The following is a 24,701-nucleotide window of genomic DNA, read 5'->3' as shown; positions in this document are numbered from 1 at the left end:
CTGTTCGGCATGTGGCGCCGGGGATCCCGGAGCCGTCGCGCCACCTCCCGACCAGCCTAACGAGCGCGGCGCCGACGACGGCGCCCCGCGCTGCAGGGCCCCACCCGCGGGCTCGCGAGCGGCAGGGGGCGGAGCGGTCCTCCGTCAGGCCGCGCGGCGGGCCTCGACGGTCACCGGGACGACCTCGGCACCGGAGAACACGGCCGTGCCGCAGTCGGCGCAGGCCCACTCGGGACACTCCCCGCCGTCCTCGGCGTGGCCGTCCACGCACGTCGGCTGGACGAACTCGCGCTCGTCGCCGCACGCCGCGCAGGACCACACCCGGCCCTCGGCCGCGGCGATCTCGATGGACCGGTGACTCATGCCTGTTCCCTCCCCGTCCGGTGGGACCGTTCCGTCCCACCCGATCCGACGGTCACACGGGGCACCGACAGAACCGGGGATCTCAGCCCGGCGTGTCCCCCGTCCCGGTCACCGGCTCGGGCACCGCACCGCGCACCGCGGCACCGAGGGCGGACTCCACGCGGGACCGCTGTTCGGCGTCGATCGGCCGCCCGGCGGGGTTGGACACGTAGAAGTGGTCGGCGGCGTCGGCGCCCAGCGTCTCGATCCGGGCCGACGTCACGTCCAGCCCCTCGGCGGCCAGCGCCGCGGTGAGCCGGTACAGCAGCCCCGCGCGGTCGCCGGCCCGCACCTCGACGATGCCGGTGGCGTCACCGGTGACCTCGCCGTTGTGCCAGGCGATCCGGGGCGGTGCCGCCCGGCCGGCGTCCTGCCGGTAGTCGGCCTCCCGTTGCCGCAGCCGGTCGGCCAGCGGGAGGGTGCCCTCCAGCGCCGCGCGGACGGCGTCGGCGAGGATGGCCGGCACCGGCGCGCGCCCGAACCGGGGCCGGACGGCGAACACGGCGGTGGCCTGCCCGTCGAGCACGTTGACCTTCGCCGCCCGCACGTCGAGCTGGTTGAGGGCGAGCACCCCGGCCAGGCTGCTGAACAGCCCGTGCCGGTCGGGAGCACCGATGGTGACCTGCTGGCCGTCGGCGACGTCCTCCACGCCGACGGTGACCCCCGCCGGTCCGCCGGGGAGGTCGGAGGGACCCGAGCTCACCTGGGGTTCGACCGGGTGCAGCACCGGCTCCGGCTCGGGGGCCGGCGCCGATCCGAGCCTCCCCTGGACGCGCGCGACCAGCGCCGCCACCAGGTGCGCCTTCCAGGGCGACCACGCCGACGAACTGGTGGCCGCGCCGTCGGCCTGCGCCAGCGCGTGCAGCAGCTGCAGCACGGCGGGGTCGCGCCCGATGGTGGCGGCGACCCGGTCGACGGTGGCCGGGTCGTCGATGTCGCGGCGGGTGGCGGTGTCGGGCAGCAGGAGGTGGTGGCGCACGAGCGCGGCGAGGACGGCCACGTCCGTCTCGGCGAAGCCCATCCGGGTGGCGATCGCGGCCGCGATGGGCTCCCCCACCTCGCTGTGGTCCCCCGGCCAGCCCTTGCCGATGTCGTGCAGCAGGGCGCCGACCAGCAGCAGGTCGGGCCGGTCGACGTCCCGGGTCAGCTCGGCGGCCGCCGCGGCGGCCTCCACGAGGTGGCGGTCGACGGTGAACCGGTGCCAGGGGTGCCGCTGCGGCAGCGAGCGCACCCGGTCCCACTCCGGCAGCAGCCGGGACAGCAGCCCCTCCTGGTCGAGCTGCTCCAGCACCGGGACGGCGGACCGTCCGCTGGCCAGCAGTCGCAGGAACGACCAGCGCACCTCCGCGGGCCAGGGCTCGGGCACCGGCGGGGAGTGCACGGCCAGCACCTTGAGGGTGTAGGGCGACAGCAGCAGGTCCGCGCGCGCGGCGGCGGCCGCCCCGCGGAGCACCAGGCCGGGGTCGGTGGCGGGCCGGGCGTCGCGGGCGAGGACCACCTCGTCGCCCTGGCGCACCACACCGTCGGCCAGCGGTTCGCGGCGCACCCGGCGGTACCGGGCGCCGGGCCGGCGGACCAGCGTCGACTCCACCCGCCGCCAGGTCTCGTCGGCGACGAAGGCCAGCCGCCGTCCGGCCAGGCTCACCTCGCGCAGCAGCGCGTCCTCGTCGGCCAGGCCGAGCTCCGTGGCCACCGGCCGCTGCTCCTGCCGGACCAGCACGTCGGTCGGGCGTCCCGACCGACGGCGCAGCTCGTCGCGGACGTCGAGCAGCAGCGCGTAGGCCTCCTCGACCTCCGGCGCGGGGTCGTCGGCCAACTGGGCCGCCGCGACCGCGCGCAGGACCTGGCCCTCGCGCAGCCCGCCGTAGGCCTCCTTGAGGTCGGGCTCGAGGAGGAACGCCAGCTCGCCGACCTGCCGGGCCCGGCCGCGACGGAGGTCGCGCAGCTGGGGCAGCAGCCGGGACGCCGACTGCCGCCAGCTGGCCAGGGTGGCCGTCCGCAGCGCGGCCGCGAGGCCCGCGTCGCCGGCCACCAGGCGGACGTCGAGCAGGCCCAGCCCGGCCTTGACGTCGGTGGAGGCGACGCCGACCGCCTCGGACACCGTCCGCACCGAGTGGTCCAGCCGCAGTCCGGCGTCCCAGACGGGGTACCAGACCGCGTCGGCGAGGGCGGCGATCTCCGGCCGGCCGTCGTGTACGAGGACGAGGTCCAGGTCACCGTGCGGCGGCAGCTCCCGCCGGCCGTGGCTGCCGACGGCCACCAGCGCCACCCCGTCGGTGCCGGTGCGGGGCGGCGCGCTCCCCCGCTTGGCGCGTGGCGGTGGCGTGCCCGCCACCGCGTCGTCGAGCAGGGCGGCGAGCCAGGAGTCGACCACCTCGACTCGTTCTGCCCGCGGCAGTTCGGGCAGCGACCCGGTGTCCAGCACGGCTCCCCCTCTTGCGGTTGGGACCTGACCGAGAACGGCGCCGGCCGGGGTGGTGGGTCGCCCACCACCCCGGCCGGCGTGTCCGGCCCCGTGCCCCCCTCCCGGACGAGGGGTGGGGGCACGGGGTCCTCCGTCTACAGGGCGTCGGCCCCGCGTTCGCCGGTGCGGACGCGGACGATCTCGTCGATCGTCGTCACCCACACCTTGCCGTCGCCGATCTGACCGGTCGACGCGGCCTCGACGATGGCGTCGACGACCCGGGCGGCCTCGATCTCCCCGACGACGACCTCGATCCGGACCTTCGGGACGAAGTCCACCTGGTACTCCGCACCGCGGTAGACCTCGGTGTGACCGCGCTGGCGGCCGAAGCCCTGCACCTCGCTGACGGTGAGCCCGGCGATGCCGATCAGCTCCAGGGCGTTCTTGACGTCGTCGAGCTTGAACGGCTTGACGATGGCGGTGACGAGCTTCATGCCCGGATCCCTTCCGTGTTACGGGCCTCGGCGCGCGCCTGGCCGCTGAGTGGTGCGGTCGACCCGCTGCTGCCCAGAGAGGCGTAGTCGTACCCGGATTCCGCGTGGACCACGGTGTCGATCCCGGTGACCTCGTCCTGCTCCTCGATCCGGAAGCCCATCGTCCTCTGGATGGCGGTGCCGATGAGGTACGTCGCGACGAAGGAGACCACGAGGACGGCCAGCGCACCCACGACCTGCCGCCACAGCTGGTCGACGCCGCCGCCGTAGAAGAGCCCGTCCACCCCGGCCGGGGCGTCGGCGGTGGCGAGGAAGCCGATCAGGATCGTGCCGACGAGACCACCGACCAGGTGCACGCCCACGACGTCGAGCGAGTCGTCGTAGCCGAGCTTGTACTTCAGGCCCACGGCCATGGCGCAGAGGACGCCGGCCACGGCACCGATGACGATGGCCCCGATCGGGGAGACCGCCGCGCACGACGGTGTGATCGCGACCAGGCCGGCGACCACGCCGGAGGCGGCACCGAGCGAGGTGGAGTGCCCGTCGCGCAGCTTCTCCACGACCAGCCAGCCGAGCGTCGCGGCACCGGTGGCGACCAGCGTGTTGATCCAGGCGACCGCGGCCGTGTTGTTGGCGGCGAGCGCCGAGCCGGCGTTGAAACCGAACCAGCCGAACCACAGCAGACCGGCGCCGATCATGACCAGCGGCAGGTTGTGCGGGCGCATCGCCTCACGGCCGAAGCCACGCCGCTTGCCGAGCACGAGGGCCAGGGCGAGACCGGCGGCACCGGCGTTGATGTGCACCGCGGTGCCACCGGCGAAGTCCAGGGCCAGCAGGTCGTTGGCGATCCAGCCGCCGACGTGACCGGCGTCGGTGTCGAAGTCGAAGACCCAGTGCGCGATCGGGAAGTAGACGACGGTGGCCCAGATGCCGGCGAAGACCATCCACGCGCCGAACTTGGCGCGGTCGGCGATCGCGCCGCTGATCAGCGCGACGGTGATGATGGCGAAGACGGCCTGGAAGCCGACGAACGCGAGGGCGGGCAGGCCGCCCTCCTCGGTGGTGACGTCCTCCATCAGGCCCTTGAGCCCGAAGAACTCCGTCGGGTCCCCCAGCAGACCGAGGCCGACGTCGTTGCCGAAGGCGACCGAGTAGCCGTAGAGGACCCACAGGACGCTGATCAGCGCCAGCGCCCCGAAGCTCATCATCATCATGTTGAGGACGCTCTTGGCGCGGACCATGCCGCCGTAGAAGAGCGCGAGGCCAGGAGTCATCAGCAGCACGAGCGCCGCGCTGGTGAGGATCCAGGCGGTGTCGCCGGTGTTGACCACGGCGGAACCTCCTGAGGTGGGTCGTGGGGCCGGGCGGCCGCAGCGGGGTGGCTCCCGGCGCTGCGTGCACCGGGACGGGTGGGGCCGGCGCTCTCCGGCGGGGGTCCGACGGTCGGCGACGTGGCGTTCACCGTGCCGTCGTCCTGTTTCGTCCGGGCGCGCGACGCTGTTTCCGGATGGTGAACTCCGGTCCGCGTGTCCCCCCGTCGTGTTCCGCCCGTGTTGCGCCGGCCCGTCGCGTGCCGCGGCTCACACCGCAGTCGCCCTTGTTGCGACCGCTGTGCAGTTGCAAGTCCTCTGCAATAAGGTCGCCCGGACGCCGCCCGCAGGGGGGCCCGACCGCGAGGAGGCACCGTGCACGTCCCCGACGGGTTCCTGGACGCCCCGACGTCGATGGCGACCGGAGCGCTCGCCGCGGGCACCGTGGCGCTCGCCCTGCGCGGCTCCCACCGCGAGCTCGACGAGCGCACCGCTCCCCTGGCCGGTCTGACGGCGGCCTTCGTCTTCGCCGTCCAGATGATGAACTTCCCCGTCGGGGCGGGCACCAGTGGTCACCTCATCGGCGGCGCGCTCACCGCCGTCCTGGTGGGCCCGTGGACGGCGGTGCTGTGCATGACCGTCGTCCTCCTCGTGCAGGCCGTGCTCTTCGCCGACGGCGGGCTCACCGCACTCGGCACGAACGTCACGCTCATGGGACTGGTCGCCGTGGGCGTGGGCTACGGCGTGTTCCGGCTGCTGACGGCCGTCCTGCCGCGCACCCGCACCGGCGTGCTGACGGCGGCCGGGGTGGGGGCCTTCCTCTCCGTGCCCGCCTCGGCGCTGGCGTTCGTCGGCCTGTTCGCCGTCGGCGGGGTCGCCGACGTCCCGCTGGGCACGGTCGCCGCCACCATGGGCGGGATCCACCTGCTCATCGGGCTCGGCGAGGCGGCCATCAGCGTCGCCGTGCTCGGTGCGGTCCTCGCCGTCCGGCCCGACCTGGTGCGCGGCGCGGCCGCGCTGCGGCGTCCGGCCGACCTGGCCCGGCGGTCCGCGCCGGCCGGGGCGGGTGCCCGGTGAGCGCCCGTCGGAGCCGCCGCGGGCTGTGGCTGGCCGGTCTGCTCGTCGCGCTGCTGGTGGCGGGGGTCGGCAGCTGGTACGCCAGCGGCTCCCCCGACGGCCTGGAGTGGGCGGCCGAGGAGACCGGGTTCTCGCACACCGCTGAGGACAGTGCCGCCGCCGACTCCCCCCTCGCCGAGTACGCCGTGGACGGGGTGGGCTCCGAGCGGCTCTCCGGCGGCCTCGCGGGCGTCATCGGGGTCGCCGTGACCCTGGTCCTGGCCGGCGGCCTGACGATGCTGGTGCGCCGGCGCGGCCGGGAGCCGGCCGGCACCGGAGGCTGAGGTGGGGGCCGGGCACGGGGGCGTCCTCGGCGCCGCCTACGTCCCCGGCTCCAGCGTGGTGCACCGGCTGGCGCCGCACCTGAAGCTGGTCGCCGTCCTCGGCTTCGCCGTCGTCGTGGTCGCGACGCCGGTGCACGCCGGGTGGGCGTGGGCGGCCTACGCCGGCCACCTCGCGCTCGTGCTGGGCGCCGCCGCAGTGGCCGGCGTCGGTCCGCGCCGGCTGGCCCGCGGGCTGGTCGTCGAGGTGCCGTTCGTCGTCTTCGCGCTGCTGCTGCCGGTCGTCGCGGAGGGCCCGCGGGTGCAGGTCGCCGGTCTGTCGCTCTCGGAGAGCGGACTGACCGCCGCCGGCGGCCTGCTGGCCAAGGCGACGCTGTCGGTGCTGGCCGCCACGGTGCTGGCCGCCACGACCGACCCGCGGGCGCTGGTGCGGGGCCTGGAGCGGCTGCGGCTGCCCACCGTGCTCGTGCAGATCCTGATGTTCATGGTCCGCTACACCGACGTGGTCGGCGGGGAGCTGCGGCGCATGCGGGTGGCCCGCGAGTCGCGCGGCTTCCGGGGCCGCCACCTCGGAGCGCTGCGGGTCCTGGGACCGGCGGCCGGCTCGCTGTTCATCCGCTCCTACGAGCGCGGCGAGCGGGTGCACCTCGCGATGCTGTCGCGCGGCTACACCGGGCGGATGCCGACCGGCCCGGTGGCCGCGGTCCGCGCCGGGGCCTGGATGACCGCGCTGGCGCTCCCGGTGGCGGCGGCCGCCGTCCTCGCCTGTGGTCTGCTGCTCGGGTGAGCGAGCCGCCCCCGGACACCTCCCTGCTCGTCGAGGACCTCGCGTTCGCCTATCCGGACGGGCACCAGGCGCTGTTCGGTGTCGACCTGCGGGTGGAGCGCGGGGAGCGGGTGGCGCTGCTCGGGCCCAACGGCGCCGGGAAGACGACGCTGGTGCTGCACCTCAACGGCATCCTGCGCGGCGGCCGCGGCGCGGTGCGGGTGGCCGGGCTGCCGGTCGACCGGCAGCACCTGCAGGAGGTCCGCCGGCGGGTCGGCATCGTCTTCCAGGACCCCGACGACCAGCTGTTCATGCCGACCGTCGGGGAGGACGTCGCCTTCGGCCCGCGCAACCTCGGCCTCCCCGAGGCGGAGGTCACCGCCCGGGTGGCCGCCGCCCTCGACCAGGTGGGCATGGCCGGCTCCGCCGACCGCCCGCCGCACCACCTGTCCTTCGGCCAGCGCCGCCGGGTCGCCGTCGCCACGGTGCTGTCGATGCACCCGGAGATCCTGGTGCTCGACGAGCCGTCGTCCAACCTGGACCCGGCCGGGCGGCGGGAGCTCGCGGAGGTGCTCGAGGCGCTGCCCGTGACCATGCTGATGGTCACGCACGACCTGCCCTACGCCCTGCAGCTGTGCCCGCGCTCGGTGGTGCTCGACGACGGGGTCGTGGTCGCCGACGGGCCCACCCGGGAGCTGCTGGCCGACACCCACCTCCTGGCCGCCCACCGGCTCGAGCTGCCCTTCGGCTTCGACCCCGCCAACGTCCCCTGACGTCCGGCCCCTGCAGGGGGTCCCCTCTCAGTCCGCCGGCCCGACGACGACACCGGTCGGCTGCCGCCCCCGGTCCGCTCCTCGCTCGCTGCGATGCTCCCGCCGGCGTCAGCCGACGATCGCCTCGGCGAAGGCCTCCGGCTCGAACGGCGCCAGGTCGTCGGCGCCCTCCCCCAGGCCGATCAGCTTCACCGGGATGCCCAGCTCGCGCTGCACCGAGACGACGATGCCACCCTTCGCGGTGCCGTCGAGCTTGGTGAGCACGACGCCGGTCACCTCGACCGCCGCGGTGAACACCCGCGCCTGGACGACGCCGTTCTGGCCCGTCGTCGCGTCGAGGACCAGCAGCACCTCGGTCACCGGCGCCTGCTTCTCCACGACCCGCTTGATCTTGCCCAGCTCGTCCATGAGACCGCCCTTGGTGTGCAGCCGCCCGGCGGTGTCGACGACCACGGTGTCCACCTCCGCCTCGACGCCGGTGCGCACCGCCTCGAAGGCGACCGACGCCGGGTCACCGCCCTCGCGGCCGCGGACGGTGAGGACGCCGACCCGCTCGCCCCACGTCTCCAGCTGGTCGGCCGCGGCGGCTCGGAAGGTGTCGGCCGCGCCGAGGACGACGCTCTTGCCGTCGCCGACCAGCACGCGGGCGATCTTGCCGACCGTCGTCGTCTTCCCGGCGCCGTTGACGCCGACCACCAGCACGACGCCGGGCCGGCCCTCGCGCCGGTCGGTGCCCAGGCTGCGGTCGAGGTCGGGACCGAGGACGGCGGTGAGCTCGCGCACCAGCAGCTCGCGCAGCTGCGGGCCCGACGCGGTGGCCAGCACCATCGACTGGGTGCGCAGCCGGTCGACGATCTGGGTGGTCGCGGCGACGCCGACGTCGGCGGCCAGGAGGGTCTCCTCGACCTCCTCCCAGTCGTCCTCGGTCAGCTTCTCCCGGGCGAGGACGGTCAGCAGCCCGCGGCCCAGCGAGGACTGCGAGCGGGCCAGGCGCGACCGGAGGCGGACCAGCCGGCCGGCCGAGGGCGGCGGGGTCTCGAAGAGCAGTCCGGGCTCGGGCTCGGCCGGCGGCAGGTCCACCGGCGGCGCCGTGGCCCCGTCGACCTCCGCGGTGTCCGGCGGCAGCCCGAGGCCGGAGGCCGTCGAGCCCGACGGGCGCTGTCGTTCGGTGGGTGCGGGCGGCCGCGGCCGGGTCAGCGTCGTGCCGGGGGTGGCGTCGTCGTCCAGGCGGGTGGTCCGGCGGCCACGGCCGACCAGGAGGCTGATCCCGAGGACCAGGCCGACGACGAGGATCGCGATCGCGATCAGCACGAACTCCATGGCCGCCAGTCTCCCAGGACCCACACAGGCTGGGCTGGGCGGAACACAGGTCCGTGAGCCACCCTGGTCGGCATGCCGCTCCCCGGCCGGGACTCCCCGACCCTCATGCTCGGTCCGCTGCTCCGGCACGTCGACCCCGTGTCGGCCACCGTCTGGGTGGAGACCGACCGGCCCTGCGAGGTGGAGGTGCTCGGCCGGACGGCGCCGACCTTCACGGTCGGCGGTCACTGCTACGCGCTGGTCGTCGTCGAGGGGCTGGAGCCCGGCAGCACCACGCCCTACGACGTCCGGCTCGACGGGGAGCGGGTGTGGCCGGAGGCGGCCTCGCCGTTCCCGCAGAGCCGCATCCGCACCCCCGGCCGACCCGGGCCCTTCCGGATCGCCTTCGGCTCGTGCCGCTACGCGACCCCCAGCTCCGTCGAGCTCAGCGAGAACATCCCGCCCGACGCGCTGGACACCTACGCCGCGCGGATGGCCGCGCTGCCCGAGGACGAGTGGCCCGACGCGCTGGTGCTGCTCGGCGACCAGGTCTACGCCGACGAGCTGACGGCGGCGACCCGCTCGTGGCTGGGCCTGCAGCGCGACGAGCGGGTCGACGAGGACACCCAGGTGCGCGACTTCGAGGAGTACACCCGCCTCTACGCCGAGTCCTGGAGCGACCCCCAGGTCCGCTGGCTGCTGTCCACGCTCCCGTCGTCGATGATCTTCGACGACCACGAGATGATCGACGACTGGAACACCTCGGCCGCCTGGCGCCGGGAGGTCACGGCGCAGGACTGGTGGGCCGACCGGATCAGCGGGGGCCTGGTCAGCTACTGGGTCTACCAGCACCTGGGCAACCTCAGCCCGGGAGAGCTCGAGGAGAACACCACCTGGCAGGCGGTGCAGGGGCGGGCCGCGGACGCCGAGCCGGTCTTGCGGGAGATGGCGCTGGCCGCGGACACCGAGCCCCGGTCGATGCGGTGGAGCTACGTCCGGCACTGGGGTGACGTGCGCATGATCATGATCGACAGCCGGGCCGGGCGGGTGCTCGACGAGCACGAGCGCCGGATGGTGGACGACGAGGAGTTCGCCTGGGTGGAGGCGGCGATGCGCAGTGCCGTCGACGACGGGGTGGAGCACCTGGTCCTCGGCACCTCGCTGCCCTGGCTGCTGCCGCACGCGATCCACGAGATCGAGCGGTGGAGCGAGACGCTCAACGGGCGCCACCTCGGCCGGCCGATCGGCTGGGCGTCGGAGAAGCTGCGGCAGGCCGCGGACCTCGAGCACTGGGCGGCGTTCGGGAACTCCTTCGAGCGGCTGGGCCGGGCGCTGCTGGCCGTGGCCCGCGGTGAGCACGGCCGGCCGCCGTCGACGGCCCTGGTGCTCTCCGGCGACGTCCACCACGCCTACGCCGCCGAGCTGGTGGACCCGGGCGACCTGACCACGCGGGTGCACCAGCTGACCGTGTCGCCGCTGCACAACGAGGCGCCGCACCCGATCAAGGTCGGCTTCCGGATCGGCTGGAGCCGCTGGGCGCGGCGACTGATGACCGGCATGGCCCGGCTGGCACGGGTGCGACCCTCCGAGCTGGACTGGACCAAGGCCGCCGGGCCCTTCTTCGGCAACCAGCTCGGCGAGCTCGTGCTCTCCGGGCCCGAGGCACGGTTCCGGCTGTTCGTCGGGGAGCGCGACGGCGACGGGCAGGAGGCCCTGCGCGAGGTGCTCGACCTCCCGCTGTCCACGCCGCGGACGGTGGGGGTGACAGGCTGACCGGGTGACTGACGCCCTGGGGAGGAAACCCGCGCCGGGCCCGGACCAGCCGCCGATCCCGGTCCGGCTGGTCACGTTCAACACCCACCACGGCGTGGGGGACGACGGCCGGCACGACCTGCCGCGGCTGGCCAAGGTCCTCGCGTCCGTGGACGCCGACCTGATCTGCCTGCAGGAGATGGACCGGTACTTCGGCGGCCGCAGCGAGGACGTCGACCAGGCGCTGCTGCTGTCGCGGGCGCTGGACATGGACCTGGCGTGGGGCCCCGCGATCGACGAGCCCCGCGGCGGCCCGGGCGAGCGCCGTCAGTACGGCAACGCGCTGCTGTCCCGGCTGCCGGTGCTGGTCAGCGACGTCCACCCGCTGCCCGGCGGTGGGGAGCCGCGCAGCGCGCTGCGGACCATGCTCGAGCTCGACGGGGCGGCGCTGTGGGTCACCACCACGCACCTGAGCTCGGACTCCCCGCGGGACCGGGCGGCCCAGGCGGCCACGCTGGCGGCGCTGCACACCGAGCCCATGGCCACCGGCGTCCTCGTCGGCGACTTCAACGCCGAGCCGGGGGCGCCGGAGCTGTCCGTGCTGCGCGAGCGGTTCACCGACGCGTGGGAGCTGGCCGGCGAGCGCGACGACCAGGGCGGGTGGCGGTTCTGGCGGCACGACGAGGGGCTGACGCACCCGGCCCGGCGCCCGCACAAGCGGATCGACCAGGTGTGGGTGTCGCCGGGCGTGACGGTGACCCGGGCACACGTCCTGGACAGCGCCGGCGCCTCGGACCACCTGCCGCTGGTCGTCGACCTCGCCGTCACCTCCGGCGTCTGAGAGGGCCCTTCCCGGACTCTCGGCGCCGGGAGTCCGGCCTCCGAGGGGCTCTTGGCGCGGGGAGTCCGGCCCCGCGAGGGACCCTCGGCGCCGGGAGTCCGGCCCCCGCGGAGGTTCTCCGTCAGGCGGTCTCGGCGTCGCGCAGTCGCTGGCTGATGACGCCGGTGATGCCGTCGCCGCGCATGCTGACCCCGTAGAGCGCGTCGGCGATCTCCATCGTCCGCTTCTGGTGGGTGATGACGATCAGCTGGGACGTCGAGCGCAACTGCTCCACGAGCCTCAGCAGCCGGCCGAGGTTGACGTCGTCGAGCGCGGCCTCGACCTCGTCGAGCACGTAGAACGGCGAGGGGCGGGCGCGGAAGATCGCGACCAGCAGGGCGACCGCGGTGAGCGAGCGCTCACCGCCGGACAGCAGCGAGAGCCGCTTCACCTTCTTGCCCGGCGGACGGGCCTCGATCTCGACGCCGGTGGTGAGCAGGTCCTCGGGGTCGGTGAGGGTCAGCCGGCCGTGCCCGCCGGGGAAGAGCGTGGCGAAGACCTGCTCGAACTCGCGCTGCACGTCGGCGAAGGCAGAGGCGAAGACGTCGTGGATGCGCTCGTCGACCTCCCGGACGACGGTGAGCAGGTCGCGCCGGGTGGCCTTGAGGTCCTCCAGCTGGGTGGCGAGGAAGCCGTGCCGCTCCTCGAGTGCCGCGAACTCCTCCAGCGCCAGCGGGTTGACCTTGCCCAGTGTGGCGAGGTCCCGCTCGGCGCGGGCGGCGCGACGCTCCTGCCCCGCCCGGTCGAAGGGCACCGGTGCCGGTTCCGGCTCCCCGGCGGCGGCCGCCGCGGCCAGCTGCGCGGGGGTCGGCGGCACCGGGGCGGCCGGCCCGTACTCGGCCAGGAGGGTGGGCAGGTCGACGCCGTACTCCTCGGCGGCGCGCGCCTCGAGCGCCTCGATCCGGTACCGCTGCTCGGCGCGGGCCACCTCGTCCCGGTGCACCTCGTCGGTCAGCCGCTCCAGCTCGCCGGTCGCCGCCCGGACCCTCGCCCGGACCTCGAGCAGCTCCGCCTCCCGGGCGGTCCGGGCCCGGGCCAGTTCGTCGCGCTCGGCGGCGGCGCGGGCCAGCGACTCCGCCAGGGCACCGAGGGCCGCCTCCGCGCCGGCCGCCACACGGGCGGCGACCCGGGCGCCGCGCTCCCGGGCCACCTGGGCCGCGGCGGCCCGCTCGCGGGCGGCGCGCTCCTGGCGGGCCTGCCGACGCAGCGAATCGGCGCGTCCGGCCAGCGCCCGCGCACGCTCCTCCGCCGTCCGCACGGCCAGTCGCGCCTCGGTCTCACCCTGGCGGGCGGCGGCGACCTCGAGCCGCAGCCGGTCGCGATCGGTGGGGTCGGGCTCCTCCGCCACCGGGGCGGCCTCGGCCTCGGACAGCCGCACCTCCAGCGCCGCCAGGGCGGTGACCGCCTGTTCCAGCGCCTGCTCGGCCCGCACCCGCGCCGCGGTGGACCGCTCCGCCTCGCCCGCCGCCGACCGGGCGGCGGCGCCGAGCTCGGCGAGCTGGGCCGCGACGGCCGAGCGGGTCCGGTCGGCGGCCTGCCGGGCGGCCAGGGTGGTGTCCACGTCGGCCGAGCGGTCGCGGGCGGTCTGCCGCGCCGCGGCGAGCCGGTCGGCGAGGTCGGTGGCGCGCGCGGCGGCGGCGGTGAGCTCCCGGTCGGCGGCGTCGACCCGGGCGCGCACCTCCAGTCCCGACGGTGCGTTGGCCTGTCCCCCGACCGACCAGTCGGCGCCGACGAGGTCGCCGTCGGCGGTGACCGCCCGGACCCGCGGGTGGGTGGCCACCAGCGCGGCGGCGGTGTCGAGGTCCGGCACGACGGCGACCCGGTCGAGGCTGCGGGCCAGGGCCGGCGCCAGCTCGTCGGGCGCGGACACCAGGTCCAGTGCCCAGCGGGTGCCGGCGGGGAGGTCGGGCCAGCCCTGGCGGGGCAGTGGGGGCGGCCCACCGGTCACCAGCAGCCCGGCGCGACCGCCGTCCGCCGCCTTGAGGTGCGCCAGTGCGGCCGCGGCGTCGGCCACCCCACCGACGACGACGGCGTCGGCCATCCCCCCGAGCGCGGCCGCCAGGGGCACCTCCGCTCCCGGCTCGACGCCCAGCCGGTCGGTGACCGGCCCGTGCACGCCGGGCAGCCCGGCCGCCAGCACCGCGGCGGCTCCGTCGGCGGGGGCGAGCCCCTGGGCGAGGGTGTCGCGGCGGGCCTGCCAGGAAGCCCGGTCGCGCTCGGCGGCACGCTCGGCGGCGGCCAGCTCGGTGACCGCGCGGGCGGCCTCGGCGTGGGCGGCGACGGCGTCCTGGTGCGCGGTGACCAGCGCGACGTCGGCCTGCTCCTCGTCGGTGACCTCCTCGCGGCGCACGGCCAGCCGCTCGGCGGCGGCCTGCGCCCGATCGGCGGCCTCACGGGCGGCCAGGGCCAGCCGCTCGATCTCCGACTCCCCCGCCGAGACCCGGGAGCGGGCGGCGGCGACCTGGCCGGAGAGCCGGGCCAGCCCCTCCCGGCGGTCGGCGAGCGCCCTGGCCGCGGCGACCCACGCGCGCTCGGCCTCGGTGAGGGCGGCCTCCAGCGCGGTGCGGGCGGTCACCGCAGCGGCCAGCCGGTCGCGCTCGGCGGTCAGCCCGGCGGCCAGCTCGGTCTCGGTGGCGGCGACCCGCTCGGCCTCGGCCTCGAGCTGGTCGGGATCGCGGCCGACGGCGGCGGCGGGCGGGGCGGCGGCGAGGTGCCGGTGCCGCTCGGTGGCGAGCTGAGCGACGCCCCGGAAGCGCTCGGCGAGGGCGGAGAGCCGGTACCAGGTGTCCTGGGCGCTGCCCAGCAGCGGCGCGTTGGCGGCGAGCGCGGACTCCAGGCCGGACTCCCGCCGGGACGCCTCGCCCAGCTCCGCCTCGACGACCGCGCGGCGGGCCCGGGCGGCGGCCTCGTCGGCGACGTCCCGGTCGAGGGCGGTGCGCAGGTGCGTGAGGTCGTCGGCGAGCAGCCGCAGCCGGGCGTCACGCAGGTCGGCCTGGACGCCGGCGGCGCGGCGGGCGACCTCCGCCTGCCGGCCCAGCGGCTTGAGCTGGCGGCGCAGCTCGGCGGTGAGGTCGGCCAGCCGGTCGAGGTTGGCCTGCATCGCGTCGAGCTTGCGGAGCGCCTTCTCCTTGCGCTTGCGGTGCTTGAGGACGCCGGCCGCCTCCTCGACGAAGGCGCGCCGGTCCTCGGGACGGCCGGAGAGGACGGCGTCGAGCTGGCCCTGACCGACGATGACGTGCATCTCCCGGCCGATGCCGGAGTCGCTGAGCAGTTCCTGGACGTCGAGCAGCCGGACCTTGTCGCCGTTGATCTCGTACTCGCTCTCCCCGGAGCGGTACATGCGGCGGGTGATCGAGACCTCGGTGTACTCGATCGGGAGGGCGCCGTCGGCGTTGTCGATGGTCAGCGTGACCTCGGCCCGGCCGAGCGCGGGGCGGCCGGCCGTGCCGGCGAAGATGACGTCCTCCATCTTGCCGCCGCGCAGGCTCTTGGCGCCCTGCTCGCCCAGGACCCAGGCGATGGCGTCGACGACGTTGGACTTCCCGGAGCCGTTGGGGCCGACGACGGCGGTGATCCCCGGCTCGAGGCGCAGGGTCGTCGCGGACGCGAAGGACTTGAAGCCCTTGAGCGTCAGGCTCGACAGAAACATGGCACGGCGACTCTAGCCGCGACGTCCGTCAGGATGGTCCATCTGCAGGGGACCGCCGCGAGTTCGCGAGCGGTGGGCCCGAGGGCCCTCCTGCAGGGGGAGCCGGATCAGGCGAGCGCGGGCTCGGCGTTCTCGCCGGCCATGCTGAGCAGCTCGTGGGCGATGGCGGCGTCGCGCTGGGCGCGCAGCTCTTCCAGTTCCTGCTCCAGCCGGCGCACCTTGGCCCGCAGAACGGCGTTCTCCTCGACTACTCGGAGCTCCGCGGGTGCGACGACGTGACCGAACAGGGCCTTGGCCATGGTGAGGACGGCCTCTCGACTGCGTGAAGTGGTGACCTGCGCCCCGGGGACGGTCGGCGCGGTCTGGGTGATCCCAGGGTGACAGGCCTGCTCACGCAGGTCAACGGCCACACTGCACACCACCCGTGTCGAACGGGTGTCGCGTTCGTCACGCCGTGGTGAAGCCCACGCTCCCCTGGTCACCGTCGTCCCGGACGTCGACCCGCGTGACGGCGCCGGGCGCGCGCGGGCCGTCCAGATCGGCGAGCACCGCCGCGACCGCGTCCCCGTCCCCCTCGAGCACCACCTCGACCCGCCCGTCGGAGAGGTTGGTCGCCGACCCCGCCAGGCCGGCCGACTCCGCGCGCCCGCGGACGAACCACCGGTACCCGACGCCCTGCACGGACCCGGACACCAGCGCGACCACCCGACGCCGGGTCATCGCCGGCGCGCCCGGGCGGGCGACGTGCGGGGGCGCGGCTGGCAGGTCGGGCAGCTGTAGCTCGACCGGTTCATGAACGACTCCCGGACGATCGGCGTCCCGCACCGGGGACAGGGCCGGTCGGCCTGCCCGTAGACGGCGAGGAAGCGGGAGAAGTAGCCACTCTGGCCGTTCACGTCGACGTAGAGGGAGTCGAAGGAGGTGCCGCCCTGGGCCAGCGCCTCCCCGAGGACGTCGCGGACGCCGGCCAGCAGGTCGGCCACCTGGGTTCGGGTCAGCCGGTCGGTCGGCCGGGTGCCGTGCAGCCGCGCCCGCCACAGGGCCTCGTCGGCGTAGATGTTGCCCACCCCGCCGACGAGGGTCTGGTCCAGCAGGGCGCGCTTGACCTCGGTGTGCCGGCGACGCAGTGCCGCGGTGAAGCCGGTCTCGTCGAAGGACTCGTCGAGCGGGTCGATGGCGATGTGCACCAGGCGGGGCGGCAGGCCGGTGGGGTCGTCGCCGTCCCCCTCCTCGACGGCGAGTCCGCCGAAGGTCCGCTGGTCGACGAAGCGCAGCTCCCGCCCGCCGTCGGTGAACGTGAGGCGGGCCCGCAGGTGCGTCTCGTCCGGCGAGGACGGCTTCTCCACCAGCAGCTGCCCGCTCATGCCCAGGTGCGCGACCAGCGCCCGCCCGGAGGGGACGCCGTCGGGCTCGGCCAGCGGGAGCCACAGGTACTTGCCGCGCCGGCGGGCGTCGGTGAGCGTGCGGCCGGTCAGCGCGCCGACGAAGTGCTCGGTGCCCTCGAGGTGGCGGCGCACCGCACGGGGGTGGTGCACCTCGACGGTCGCCACGGTGCGTCCGGCGACCCAGCGCTCGAGTCCGCGCCGGACCACCTCGACCTCGGGCAGCTCGGGCACGGCCGGTCAGCTCCCGGCGCCGGGTTCGGGGCCGGTGCGGACGGTCTCGACGGCCGAGCCGTTCGACGACAGCGCCTGCCAGGCCGCCTCGGCGGCCTCCTGCTCGGCGGCCTTCTTGGTGCGGCCGGCGCCCCGCCCGTGCACCATGCCGGCGAGCACGACGGCGGCCGTGAAGGTCTTGGCGTGGTCGGGACCCTCGTCCTCGACCACGTAGCTGGGTGCACCCAGGCCCAGTCGCGCGCCGAGCTCCTGCAGGCTGGTCTTCCAGTCCAGGCCGGCGCCGCGGGTGGCGGCGGTGTCCAACAGCGGGTCGAACAGCCGGTGGACGACGACGCCGGCGGCGTCGAGGCCGAGGCCCACGTGCACCGCGCCGATCAGGGCCTCGAGCGCGTCGGCGAGAATCGAGTCCTTCTCCCGGCCGCCGGTGGTCTCCTCCCCGCGCCCCAGGAGCAGGTGCGGGCCGAGCCCGCCCGCGCCGAGCCGCCGGGCGACACCGGCCAGGGAGATCATGTTGACCACGGAGGCGCGCAGCTTCGCCAGCCGCCCCTCGGGGAGGTCGGGGTGGCGGCGGTAGAGCTCGTCGGTGACCACCAGGCCGAGCACCGAGTCCCCGAGGAACTCCAGGCGCTCGTTGGTGGGCAGGCCACCGTTCTCGTAGGCGAACGAGCGGTGGGTCAGGGCCAACGTCAGGAGGCCGCCGGGCAGCTCGACGCCGAGGGCGTCGAGGAGCCAGGCGGCCGCGCGGTCGGCGTGGGCACTGCCCGCCGCGGGCCGGTCGGGGCCCCCGCCCGGTGCGGGCGGGGTGCCGTCGTCCGACGTCGCCACGGCTGGTCGACTGGCCGGGATCAGACCGAGAGGACCTGACGGCCGTCGTACTGGCCGCACGTCGGGCACGCCTGGTGCGGGGGCTTGAGCTCGCCGCAGGCGCGGTTGGGGCACGGCGACAGCGAGGGAGCGGTCGCCTTCCACTGCGAGCGGCGCGAGCGGGTGTTGGAGCGGGACATCTTCCGCTTCGGGACAGCCACGGTCAGTTCTCCTCTGTGTTGTCCGCATCGGGGGTGCCCGGTGCGGAAGCGAATCGGCCGGCCAGCCCGGCCCAGCGCGGGTCGAGCACCTCGTGCGAGTGGTCGGCGGGCAGCTCGTCGAGCCGCTGTCCGCAGTCCACGCACAGCCCGGCGCAGTCCTCGGTACAGGTCGGTGCCAGGGGCAGGCTGAGGACGACGAGGTCGCGCAGCATCGGCTCGAGGTCGAGGTGGTCGCCCTCGACCCGCCGGACCTCGTCCTCCTCGCTGGTGGCCTCGGTGGTGCTGCCCTCGTAGGCGTACAGCTCCTGGACGTCGAGCTCGAGGCTGTCCTCGATCGGCTCCAGGCACCGCGCACAGGAGCCGACCAGCGGGACGGCGACGTCGCCGGAGACGAGCACGCCCTCCATCACCGACTCCAGCCGCAGTCGGAGCCGCACCTCGCCACCCTCCGGGACGCCGATCAGCTCCACCCGCCAGTCCGGCGGGGCCGGCAGGGTGCGCTCGATCTCCTGCATGGAGCCGGCGCGGCGGCCGAGCTCCCGCAGCTCCACACGCCAGGGGTTGGCGACGGGGCGCCGGGTCGCGGAGGACGCGGCGCCTGAGCGGGACGGCGGTGCGGAAGGCATGTCGGTACTCGCGGTAGGCGTCGGGGAGGTGGCCCGCCGGGGCCGACCCGCAGGAGCGGGGCACGGCAGCCGGACCAGACGTCGAGACTACCCGATCCACCGACGGCACCGTCCGGGCCAGGGGGCCGGCCCCGTCCCGGGCGGAGCCGGGACGGGGCCGGCCCTCAGGAGCGCAGGGTGTTCCGCGCGGCCTCGACCGAGCGCAGCATCCGCTCGAGGGTGCTGCCGAAGTCGGCCAGCCGGGTGTCGACGTAGTCGTCGACCTCGGCCCGCGTGCGGGCGGCGTCGGTGACGGTCTGCGCGCCGAGCTCGTCGGCCCGGGCGACGGCGCCGGCGTAGACCTCGGTCTCGCTGACCAGGCGCTCGTGCTCGGCCTGGGCGGCGGCGAGCAGCTCGGCCTGCTGGACCTGCGCGTCGGCGATCAGGGCCTCGCGGTGCAGCCGCGCCTCCTCGATGATGCGGGCCGCCTCCTCCTCGGCCTGCGCCAGCAGGTCCTCGGCCTCGGCCTGCGCCCGCGCCAGCAGGTCGTCGCGCTGCCGTCGCGCGGTGCCGAGGATCTCCTCGCGCTGCCGCCGCGCCTGCCCCACGACCTGCTCGGTCTCGCTGCGGGTGCGACCGGTCAGCCGCTCGGCCTCGGCCTGGGCCTGCTGGAGGATCTCGGTGCGCTGCTCCACGATGGCGCCGGCCTTGTGGACGTCCTCGGGCAGGTTCTCCCGCAGGTCGTCGAGCAGGTCCAGCAGGTGGTCGCGCGGGACCATGCAGGAGCTGGACATCGGCACGCTGCGGGCGTTCTCGATGACGGAGCTCAGCTCGTCGACGGTCTCGTACAGCCGGTAGACGACCTCGGTCACAGCTCCTCCTCGGTCACTGCCGGCGCTCCCGGTGCTCCAGCAGCTTCCGGTGCACGGCCTCGGGCACCAGGCTCGAGACGTCCCCGCCGAAGGTGGCGATCTGCTTGACCAGGCTGGAGGACAGGTGGCCGACCTGCGGCGCGGTCGGGACGAACAGCGTCTCGACCGCGGCCAGCTCCCGGTTCATCTGGGCCATCTGCAGCTCGTACTCGAAGTCGCTGACCGCCCGCAGCCCCTTGACGATCACCGGGATGTCGTTGCTGCGGCAGTAGTCCACGAGCAGCCCCTCGAAGCTGTCGACGGTCACCGTCGGCAACCCGGCGACGGCGTCCCGGAGCAGCTCCATGCGCTCCTCGACGGAGAACAGGCCGGCCTTGCCCGGGTTGACCAGGACGGCGACGACCAGCTCGTCGTAGAGGGCGGCCGCCCGGTTGATGACGTCGACGTGCCCGTTCGTGACCGGGTCGAACGAACCGGGGCAGACCGCACGCCTCACGGAGAGCGACCGTACCGGAGCAGAGCCTCGCCGTAGCGCCGATCGCGCAGTCCGCGCAGGGGTGTCGGCCACTCCCAGGGCGGCTCACGGCTGGAGCGCTCGACCACCACCACCGCGTCCTCGGCCAGCCACCCGCCCGCGACCAGGGAACCGAGCACACCGAGGACCTCGGCGACCGGCGTGGCGTAGGGCGGGTCGGCCAGCACCAGGTCGAACCGTGCCGGAGCCGGGCCGGCGACGACCGTGGGCACCGAGCCGGGCAGGACCCGCGCGCCGGGCAGCCCGACGGCGGCCACGTTCGCGCGCAGCACCGGCAGGACCCGCGGTCCGTTCTCGACGAGGACGACGGACTCCGCCCCCCGGCTGAGCGCCTCGAGGCCGAGGGCACCGGAGCCCGCGTACAGGTCCAGGACGGTGGCGCCCTCGAGGTCGAGCAGGGTGGAGAGGCTGTTGAACATCCCCTCGCGGGCTCGGTCGCCGGTGGGCCGGACCCCGGACGGCGGCACCGACAGCCGCCGTCCGCCCGCGATGCCCGAGATGAGCCTGGTCATCGCCCCGTCCCGACCGGTGACGTGCTGGAACGGCCCTCGCGCGGCGGCCCGCCGCGAGCTCCGGACGTCCCTCCTGCAGGGTCCCCCCACGAGCGCCGGACGGCCCTCCTGCAGGGTCGCGCCGCGAGCGTGCGAGCGGTGGGGGGCAGGAGGGCCCTCCTCGCGGGGCAGGAGGGTCCTCCTCGGGGGGCGAGAGGGTCCCGCTTCATGCCTTCTCCAGGTACTCCGCCCGCTCGTCGGTGGCCAGCGCGGCCACCTCCGCAGCCAGCCCGGGGTGGTCGGCCAGGCCCCGCTCGGTGGCCAGCAGCGCAGTCGCCTCGGCCCGGGCCTGCGCGATCAGCTCCTCGTCCTCGAGCAGCGAGAGCAGCCGGATCGTCGACCGGCGGCCGGACTGGGCGGCTCCCAGCACGTCACCCTCCCGGCGGGTCTCGAGGTCCAGCCGGGCCAGCTCGAACCCGTCGGAGGTGCCGGCGACCGCGGCCAGCCGCTGCCCGGTCGCCGACGCGCTGGGTGCCTCGCTGACCAGCAGGCAGAGCCCCTGGTGCTCGCCGCGGGCCACCCGGCCGCGCAGCTGGTGCAGCTGGCTGACCCCGAAGCGGTCGGCGTCCATGACCACCATCACGGTGGCGTTGGGCACGTCGACGCCGACCTCGACGACCGTGGTGGCCACCAGGACGTCGACCTCCCCCGCCGCGAAGGCCCGCATCGTCGCCTCCTTCGCCTCGGGCGTCATCCGGCCGTGCAGCACCTCGAGCCGCAGGCCGGCCAGCGGACCGTCCCGCAGTGCCTCGGCGACGTCGAGCACGGCCAGTGGTGGGCGGCGGTCGGTGGCCTCCGCGGCGTCGTCCGGCGCACCGTCCTCGTCCGCGGGCTCCTCCTCGGCGCCGGCGTCCTCGCCGATGCGCGGGCAGACGACGTAGGCCTGCCGGCCGGCGGCGATCTCCTCGCGCAGCCGGACCCAGGCGCGGTCGAGCCACGCGGGCTTCTCCCGCACCGGGACCACCGAGCTGGCCACCCCGCCGCGGCCGCTGGGCAGCTGCCGGAGCGTGGAGGTCTCCAGGTCGCCGTAGACGGTCATCGCCACGGTGCGCGGGATGGGCGTGGCGGTCATGACCAGCACGTGCGGGGGCCGGTTCCCCTTGGCCCGTAGGGCGTCGCGCTGCTCCACGCCGAAGCGGTGCTGCTCGTCGACCACGACCAGGCCGAGGTCGGCGAACTCGACGTCCTCCTGCAGGAGCGCGTGGGTGCCGACGACGATGCCCGCGCGCCCCTCGGCGACGTCGGCGCGCGCCGCACGCCGGGCGGCGGCCTTGAGCGAGCCGGTGAGCAGCACGACCCGGGTGCCCTCGGCAGCACCGTCGAGCTCGCCGGCGCGACCGAGGGGACCCAGCAGCGCGCGGATGCCCCGGGCGTGCTGCGCGGCGAGCACCTCGGTCGGCGCCAGCAGTGCCGCCTGGCCGCCCGCGTCGACGACCTGGGCCATGGCGCGCAGGGCCACGACGGTCTTGCCCGACCCCACCTCGCCCTGCAGCAGCCGGTGCATCGGCTGCTCGCGGGCGAGCTCGGCGGTGAGCTCCTCCCCCACCGCGCGCTGGCCCTCGGTCAGCTCGAAGGGCAGCGCCGCGTCGACGGCCGCGAGCAGGCCGCCGGGCCGCTGCGGGCGGGCGATGCCCGGCTCGAGGGCGGCGGCCCTCCGACGCGCGGCGAGGGTGAGCTGGAGGGTCAGCGCCTCGTCCCACTTCAGCCGGTGGGAGGCCTGCTCGACGTCGTCCGTGCTGGCCGGGCGGTGGATGCCCAGCAGCGCCGCCGGCAGGCTGGGCAGCCCGTGCCGCGCCCGGATCTCCTCCGGGAGGGGGTCCTCGACGAACCCGAAGCCGCCCGCGGCGTCGAGCAGCAGCTTGACCGAGCGCTGGATGACCCAGCTGGAGACGTCCTTGCTCGCGGGGTAGAGCGGGATGAGCGCGCGGGCCCAGTCCTCGTCGTCGTCCCCGGTGATGAGGTGCAGGTCGGGATGGGCGAACTGCTTGGCGTCGCGGTACTCACCGACCGTGCCGGCGAACAGCCCCCAGGCGCCGGCCACCAGCCGCGCGTGCCGGTGGTTGAAGAAGACCAGCCGCATGGTCCCGGCGCCGTCGCCCACGGTGACCTCGGTGATCGAGCCCCGGCGCTGCCGCATCGGGCGGGTCTCCACCGAGCGGACCTGCGCCAGGACCGTCACCCGGTCACCGACCTGGAGGTCGTCGAGGCGGGTCATCTCGCCGCGGCTGGCGTAGCGGCGGGGGTAGTGGCGCAGCAGGTCGCGGACGGTGTGCAGGGAGAGCTGCGCGGCCATGGCCGTGGCGGTCTTCGCGCCGAGCACGCGGTCGAGCCGGGTCGACAGGTCGACCGCCATCACTCCACCCCGACCTGCAGCGGGAGTCCGGCGGGGCCGTCGTCGTACCGCGTCACCTCGACGGTGGGATGGGTGCGGGCCAGGTGGCGGCACACCGTGTCCCCCAGCGCGGTGTCCGGGCCGACGAGGAGCGTGACCAGCTCGCCGCCGGCCGAGAGCAGCCGGTCGAGCAGGTCGCAGGCGACCGCGGCCAGGTCGCTGCCGATCACCACGACGTCGCCCTCCGCGGACCCGAGGACGTCGCCGGGCCGGCAGCGCCCGGCGCTGGTGAGTGCTTCCTGCTCGGCCAGGCCGACCTCGGCCCAGCGGGTCGCCGCGGCGGCCTCGGCCATGGTGATCACGTCGTCGCCGAAACGCCGGGTGGGGTCGGCGACGGCGATCGCGGCCAGTCCCTGGACCGGGGACCGGGTGGGGACGACGGCGACGTCGAGGCCCTCCTCCCGGGCCCGTTCGGCGGCGCGGGAGGCGAGGCCGGTCAGCGCCGGGTCGTTGGGCAGCACGACGACGGTGGCCGCCGCCGAGTCGATCACCTCGGCGAGGACGGCGTCCTCGGTCACGCCGTCGGGGCCGCAGGCGAGCACACGGACGCCCTCCCCGGCGAACAGCCCGGCCAGCCCCTCCCCGGGGACGATGGCGACCACGGCCCGCGTCCCGGGGTCGGGCGCGGGCGGCCGGACCGGCGCCAGCGGGCTGACCGTGATCCGGTACGGCCGGCCGGCCTCGACACCGGCCTCGATGGCCGCGCCGACGTCGGAGGCGTGCACGTGCACGTTCCACTCACGCCCGGTCGGCGTGTCCACCCCCACGACCACCAGGCTGTCGCCGAGCTCGGCGAGCCGGACCTGCAGCCGCGCCACCGCCGCCTCGTCACTGTCGGCCAGCAGGTACTGCACCTCGCTGCCGGGGCCGGCCGGCGGCTGGTGCGGCAGGTCGTGGTCGTGCTCGTGCCGGCCGACCGGACGGCGGTCCAGCGGCGGCCGGGCCGGTTCCACGCCCGTGACGGTGGTGACCAGGGCGTCGAGGACGACGCAGAGGCCGGCACCGCCCGCGTCGACGACACCGGCGTCGCGCAGCACGGCCAGCTGGGCCGGCGTCGCCTCGAGTGCCTCGCGGGCGCCGTCGGCCGCCGCCCGGACCACCGCGGCCAGGTCCGCCCGGCCCGCGCCCACCGAGGCCACCGCGGCCTCCCCGCCGGCCCGCGCCACGGTGAGGAAGGTGCCCTCCTCCGGATCGGCGACGGCGGTGTAGGCGGTGTCGGCGGCCTTCTGCAGCGCGGTGGCGAAGGACGGCCCGTCGGCGGCCGGTGCGCCGGCCAACTGGTCGGCCAGGCCCCGCAGCAGCTGGGCCAGGATCGTGCCGGAGTTGCCCCGGGCGCCCAGCACCGCACCGCGGGCCAGGACCGTCCAGGCCGACTCGGCAGCGGTCGCGGCGTCCAGCGCGGCGAGGGCCGCCTCCGCGGTCAGCAGCAGGTTGGTGCCGGTGTCGCCGTCGGGGACCGGGAACACGTTGAGGTCGTCCAGCCTCCCGCGGGACCCGGACAGGCCTGCGACCGCGGCCCGGCACCACTGACCGACCGCGGCATCGTCGAGCGCCGGCAGCACGGGCGGAGGGTACCCAGCGCGGGCGACAGGACCGCCGGACACGGCTGCGGGCCAGGCGTGTGGGGCACCGCTCCCCCGGCCCCGGCGACGGCCCGGACCGGAAGCGGTTAGACTCCTCGACGGTCTGTATGCGGTCGCGACTCGCGCCGCCGTCTGTGAACGATTCTTTTCTGGGAGTGATCCGCCGTGGCTGCCGTGTGCGATGTGTGTGGCAAGGGGCCCGGTTTCGGTATGTCGGTGTCGCACTCGCACCGCCGCACGCCGCGCCGTTGGAACCCGAACATCCAGTCCGTGCGGGCGCTGGTCGCCCCCGGCAACCGTCGCCGGATCAACGCGTGCACCTCGTGCATCCGCGCCGGCAAGGTCGTCCGCGCCTGAGAGGACCCCGTCCTCCTCACCACTCGCACGCTCGTGGTG

The 24,701-nt window shown here is 75.7% G+C and carries 24 protein-coding genes; 7 read left to right on the top strand and 17 right to left on the bottom strand.

The features are described from left to right. Positions 1 to 144: 144 nt before the first annotated feature. From GCU56_RS06505 to GCU56_RS06490, 4 genes are all read right to left on the bottom strand, one after another. Positions 145 to 363 (bottom strand): hypothetical protein, encoded by a 219-nt coding sequence (locus GCU56_RS06505; protein WP_163480677.1) that lies wholly within the window; start codon positions 361 to 363, stop codon positions 145 to 147. 82 nt (positions 364 to 445) lie between these two features. Beyond that, a complete protein-coding gene (locus GCU56_RS06500) occupies positions 446 to 2,827 on the bottom strand; it encodes a [protein-PII] uridylyltransferase (protein WP_163480676.1) in 2,382 nt (793 codons plus the stop codon). Between the two features lie 134 nt (positions 2,828 to 2,961). Then, positions 2,962 to 3,300, bottom strand: a complete 339-nt coding sequence (locus GCU56_RS06495; RefSeq protein ID WP_012950005.1) for a P-II family nitrogen regulator — start codon at positions 3,298 to 3,300, stop codon at positions 2,962 to 2,964. Next, complete coding sequence (locus GCU56_RS06490; protein WP_163480675.1) at positions 3,297 to 4,631, bottom strand: ammonium transporter; 1,335 nt, start codon at positions 4,629 to 4,631, stop codon at positions 3,297 to 3,299. Before GCU56_RS06490 ends, GCU56_RS06495 begins: the two co-directional genes overlap by 4 nt. A gap of 354 nt (positions 4,632 to 4,985) precedes the next feature. Between GCU56_RS06490 and GCU56_RS23375 the strand changes: the two genes are divergently transcribed. Genes GCU56_RS23375 through GCU56_RS06475 form a run of 4 tightly spaced genes read left to right on the top strand, consistent with a single transcriptional unit; the run spans position 4,986 to position 7,546 of the window. After that, complete coding sequence (locus GCU56_RS23375) at positions 4,986 to 5,687, top strand: energy-coupling factor ABC transporter permease (protein WP_345771682.1); 702 nt, start codon at positions 4,986 to 4,988, stop codon at positions 5,685 to 5,687. Then, positions 5,684 to 6,010, top strand: coding sequence for a PDGLE domain-containing protein (locus tag GCU56_RS23370; RefSeq protein WP_204331499.1), 327 nt, complete (start codon positions 5,684 to 5,686; stop codon positions 6,008 to 6,010). The genes GCU56_RS23375 and GCU56_RS23370 overlap by 4 nt, the downstream gene beginning before the upstream one ends. 1 nt (position 6,011) lies before the next feature. Beyond that, positions 6,012 to 6,794 (top strand): cobalt ECF transporter T component CbiQ, encoded by a 783-nt coding sequence (gene cbiQ, locus GCU56_RS06480; RefSeq protein ID WP_163480674.1) that lies wholly within the window; start codon positions 6,012 to 6,014, stop codon positions 6,792 to 6,794. Then, on the top strand, positions 6,791 to 7,546 hold the full coding sequence (locus tag GCU56_RS06475) for an ATP-binding cassette domain-containing protein (protein ID WP_163480673.1): 756 nt from the start codon (positions 6,791 to 6,793) through the stop codon (positions 7,544 to 7,546). The genes cbiQ and GCU56_RS06475 overlap by 4 nt, the downstream gene beginning before the upstream one ends. A 108-nt stretch (positions 7,547 to 7,654) precedes the next feature. Here GCU56_RS06475 and ftsY read toward each other — a convergent pair whose 3' ends face one another. Next, complete coding sequence (gene ftsY / locus GCU56_RS06470; protein WP_163480672.1) at positions 7,655 to 8,866, bottom strand: signal recognition particle-docking protein FtsY; 1,212 nt, start codon at positions 8,864 to 8,866, stop codon at positions 7,655 to 7,657. A 72-nt stretch (positions 8,867 to 8,938) separates the two neighbouring features. Between ftsY and GCU56_RS06465 the strand changes: the two genes are divergently transcribed. Together GCU56_RS06465 and GCU56_RS06460 are read left to right on the top strand one after the other, a co-directional pair. After that, on the top strand, positions 8,939 to 10,618 hold the full coding sequence (locus tag GCU56_RS06465) for an alkaline phosphatase D family protein (RefSeq protein WP_163480671.1): 1,680 nt from the start codon (positions 8,939 to 8,941) through the stop codon (positions 10,616 to 10,618). A gap of 4 nt (positions 10,619 to 10,622) precedes the next feature. Next, positions 10,623 to 11,438: an endonuclease/exonuclease/phosphatase family protein gene (locus tag GCU56_RS06460; protein WP_163480670.1), complete on the top strand. Its 816-nt coding sequence runs from the start codon at positions 10,623 to 10,625 to the stop codon at positions 11,436 to 11,438. Between the two features lie 121 nt (positions 11,439 to 11,559). On the opposite strand, the gene smc is transcribed toward GCU56_RS06460, so the two are convergent. The 12 genes from smc to GCU56_RS06400 all read right to left on the bottom strand — a co-directional run bounded on the left by smc (position 11,560) and on the right by GCU56_RS06400 (position 24,284). Continuing rightward, entirely contained in the window at positions 11,560 to 15,126 is a 3,567-nt protein-coding gene (gene smc, locus GCU56_RS06455; protein ID WP_163480669.1) for a chromosome segregation protein SMC, read from the bottom strand. 107 nt (positions 15,127 to 15,233) lie between these two features. Beyond that, on the bottom strand, positions 15,234 to 15,536 hold the full coding sequence (locus GCU56_RS23780) for a hypothetical protein (protein ID WP_239521819.1): 303 nt from the start codon (positions 15,534 to 15,536) through the stop codon (positions 15,234 to 15,236). Positions 15,537 to 15,573: 37 nt separating this feature from the next. Next, positions 15,574 to 15,846, bottom strand: coding sequence for an acylphosphatase (locus GCU56_RS06445; protein ID WP_163480668.1), 273 nt, complete (start codon positions 15,844 to 15,846; stop codon positions 15,574 to 15,576). Further along, the gene (gene mutM / locus GCU56_RS06440; protein WP_163480667.1) at positions 15,843 to 16,742 is read right to left on the bottom strand and encodes a bifunctional DNA-formamidopyrimidine glycosylase/DNA-(apurinic or apyrimidinic site) lyase; all 900 of its coding nucleotides are present in this window, start codon (positions 16,740 to 16,742) and stop codon (positions 15,843 to 15,845) included. The genes GCU56_RS06445 and mutM overlap by 4 nt, the downstream gene beginning before the upstream one ends. A gap of 6 nt (positions 16,743 to 16,748) precedes the next feature. Further along, the gene (rnc, locus tag GCU56_RS06435) at positions 16,749 to 17,567 is read right to left on the bottom strand and encodes a ribonuclease III (RefSeq protein ID WP_163480666.1); all 819 of its coding nucleotides are present in this window, start codon (positions 17,565 to 17,567) and stop codon (positions 16,749 to 16,751) included. A gap of 20 nt (positions 17,568 to 17,587) precedes the next feature. Next, the gene (gene rpmF, locus GCU56_RS06430; RefSeq protein ID WP_163480665.1) at positions 17,588 to 17,767 is read right to left on the bottom strand and encodes a 50S ribosomal protein L32; all 180 of its coding nucleotides are present in this window, start codon (positions 17,765 to 17,767) and stop codon (positions 17,588 to 17,590) included. A gap of 2 nt (positions 17,768 to 17,769) precedes the next feature. Next, positions 17,770 to 18,318, bottom strand: a complete 549-nt coding sequence (locus tag GCU56_RS06425) for a YceD family protein (RefSeq protein WP_345771681.1) — start codon at positions 18,316 to 18,318, stop codon at positions 17,770 to 17,772. Positions 18,319 to 18,557: 239 nt separating this feature from the next. After that, complete coding sequence (locus tag GCU56_RS06420; protein WP_163480663.1) at positions 18,558 to 19,244, bottom strand: hypothetical protein; 687 nt, start codon at positions 19,242 to 19,244, stop codon at positions 18,558 to 18,560. 13 nt (positions 19,245 to 19,257) lie between these two features. Continuing rightward, positions 19,258 to 19,740 carry a pantetheine-phosphate adenylyltransferase gene (gene coaD, locus GCU56_RS06415; RefSeq protein ID WP_163480662.1) on the bottom strand — a complete coding sequence of 161 codons (483 nt, stop codon included), beginning with the start codon at positions 19,738 to 19,740 and terminating at the stop codon, positions 19,258 to 19,260. Then, on the bottom strand, positions 19,737 to 20,291 hold the full coding sequence (gene rsmD / locus GCU56_RS06410) for a 16S rRNA (guanine(966)-N(2))-methyltransferase RsmD (protein WP_163480661.1): 555 nt from the start codon (positions 20,289 to 20,291) through the stop codon (positions 19,737 to 19,739). The genes coaD and rsmD overlap by 4 nt, the downstream gene beginning before the upstream one ends. A gap of 205 nt (positions 20,292 to 20,496) precedes the next feature. After that, on the bottom strand, positions 20,497 to 22,683 hold the full coding sequence (gene recG / locus GCU56_RS06405) for an ATP-dependent DNA helicase RecG (RefSeq protein ID WP_163480660.1): 2,187 nt from the start codon (positions 22,681 to 22,683) through the stop codon (positions 20,497 to 20,499). Then, the gene (locus tag GCU56_RS06400) at positions 22,683 to 24,284 is read right to left on the bottom strand and encodes a DAK2 domain-containing protein (RefSeq protein WP_163480659.1); all 1,602 of its coding nucleotides are present in this window, start codon (positions 24,282 to 24,284) and stop codon (positions 22,683 to 22,685) included. Before GCU56_RS06400 ends, recG begins: the two co-directional genes overlap by 1 nt. Positions 24,285 to 24,470: 186 nt before the next feature. Here GCU56_RS06400 and rpmB point away from each other — a divergent pair, with 186 nt between their 5' ends. Then, the gene (gene rpmB / locus GCU56_RS06395) at positions 24,471 to 24,662 is read left to right on the top strand and encodes a 50S ribosomal protein L28 (RefSeq protein ID WP_012950027.1); all 192 of its coding nucleotides are present in this window, start codon (positions 24,471 to 24,473) and stop codon (positions 24,660 to 24,662) included. Positions 24,663 to 24,701 lie beyond the last annotated feature (39 nt).

This window comes from Geodermatophilus sabuli (assembly GCF_010686765.1).
GTDB lineage: Bacteria > Actinomycetota > Actinomycetes > Mycobacteriales > Geodermatophilaceae > Geodermatophilus > Geodermatophilus sabuli_A.
The sequence above is the reverse complement of the archived record's forward strand: the minus strand, read 5'-3'. Positions and strand labels throughout refer to the sequence as shown.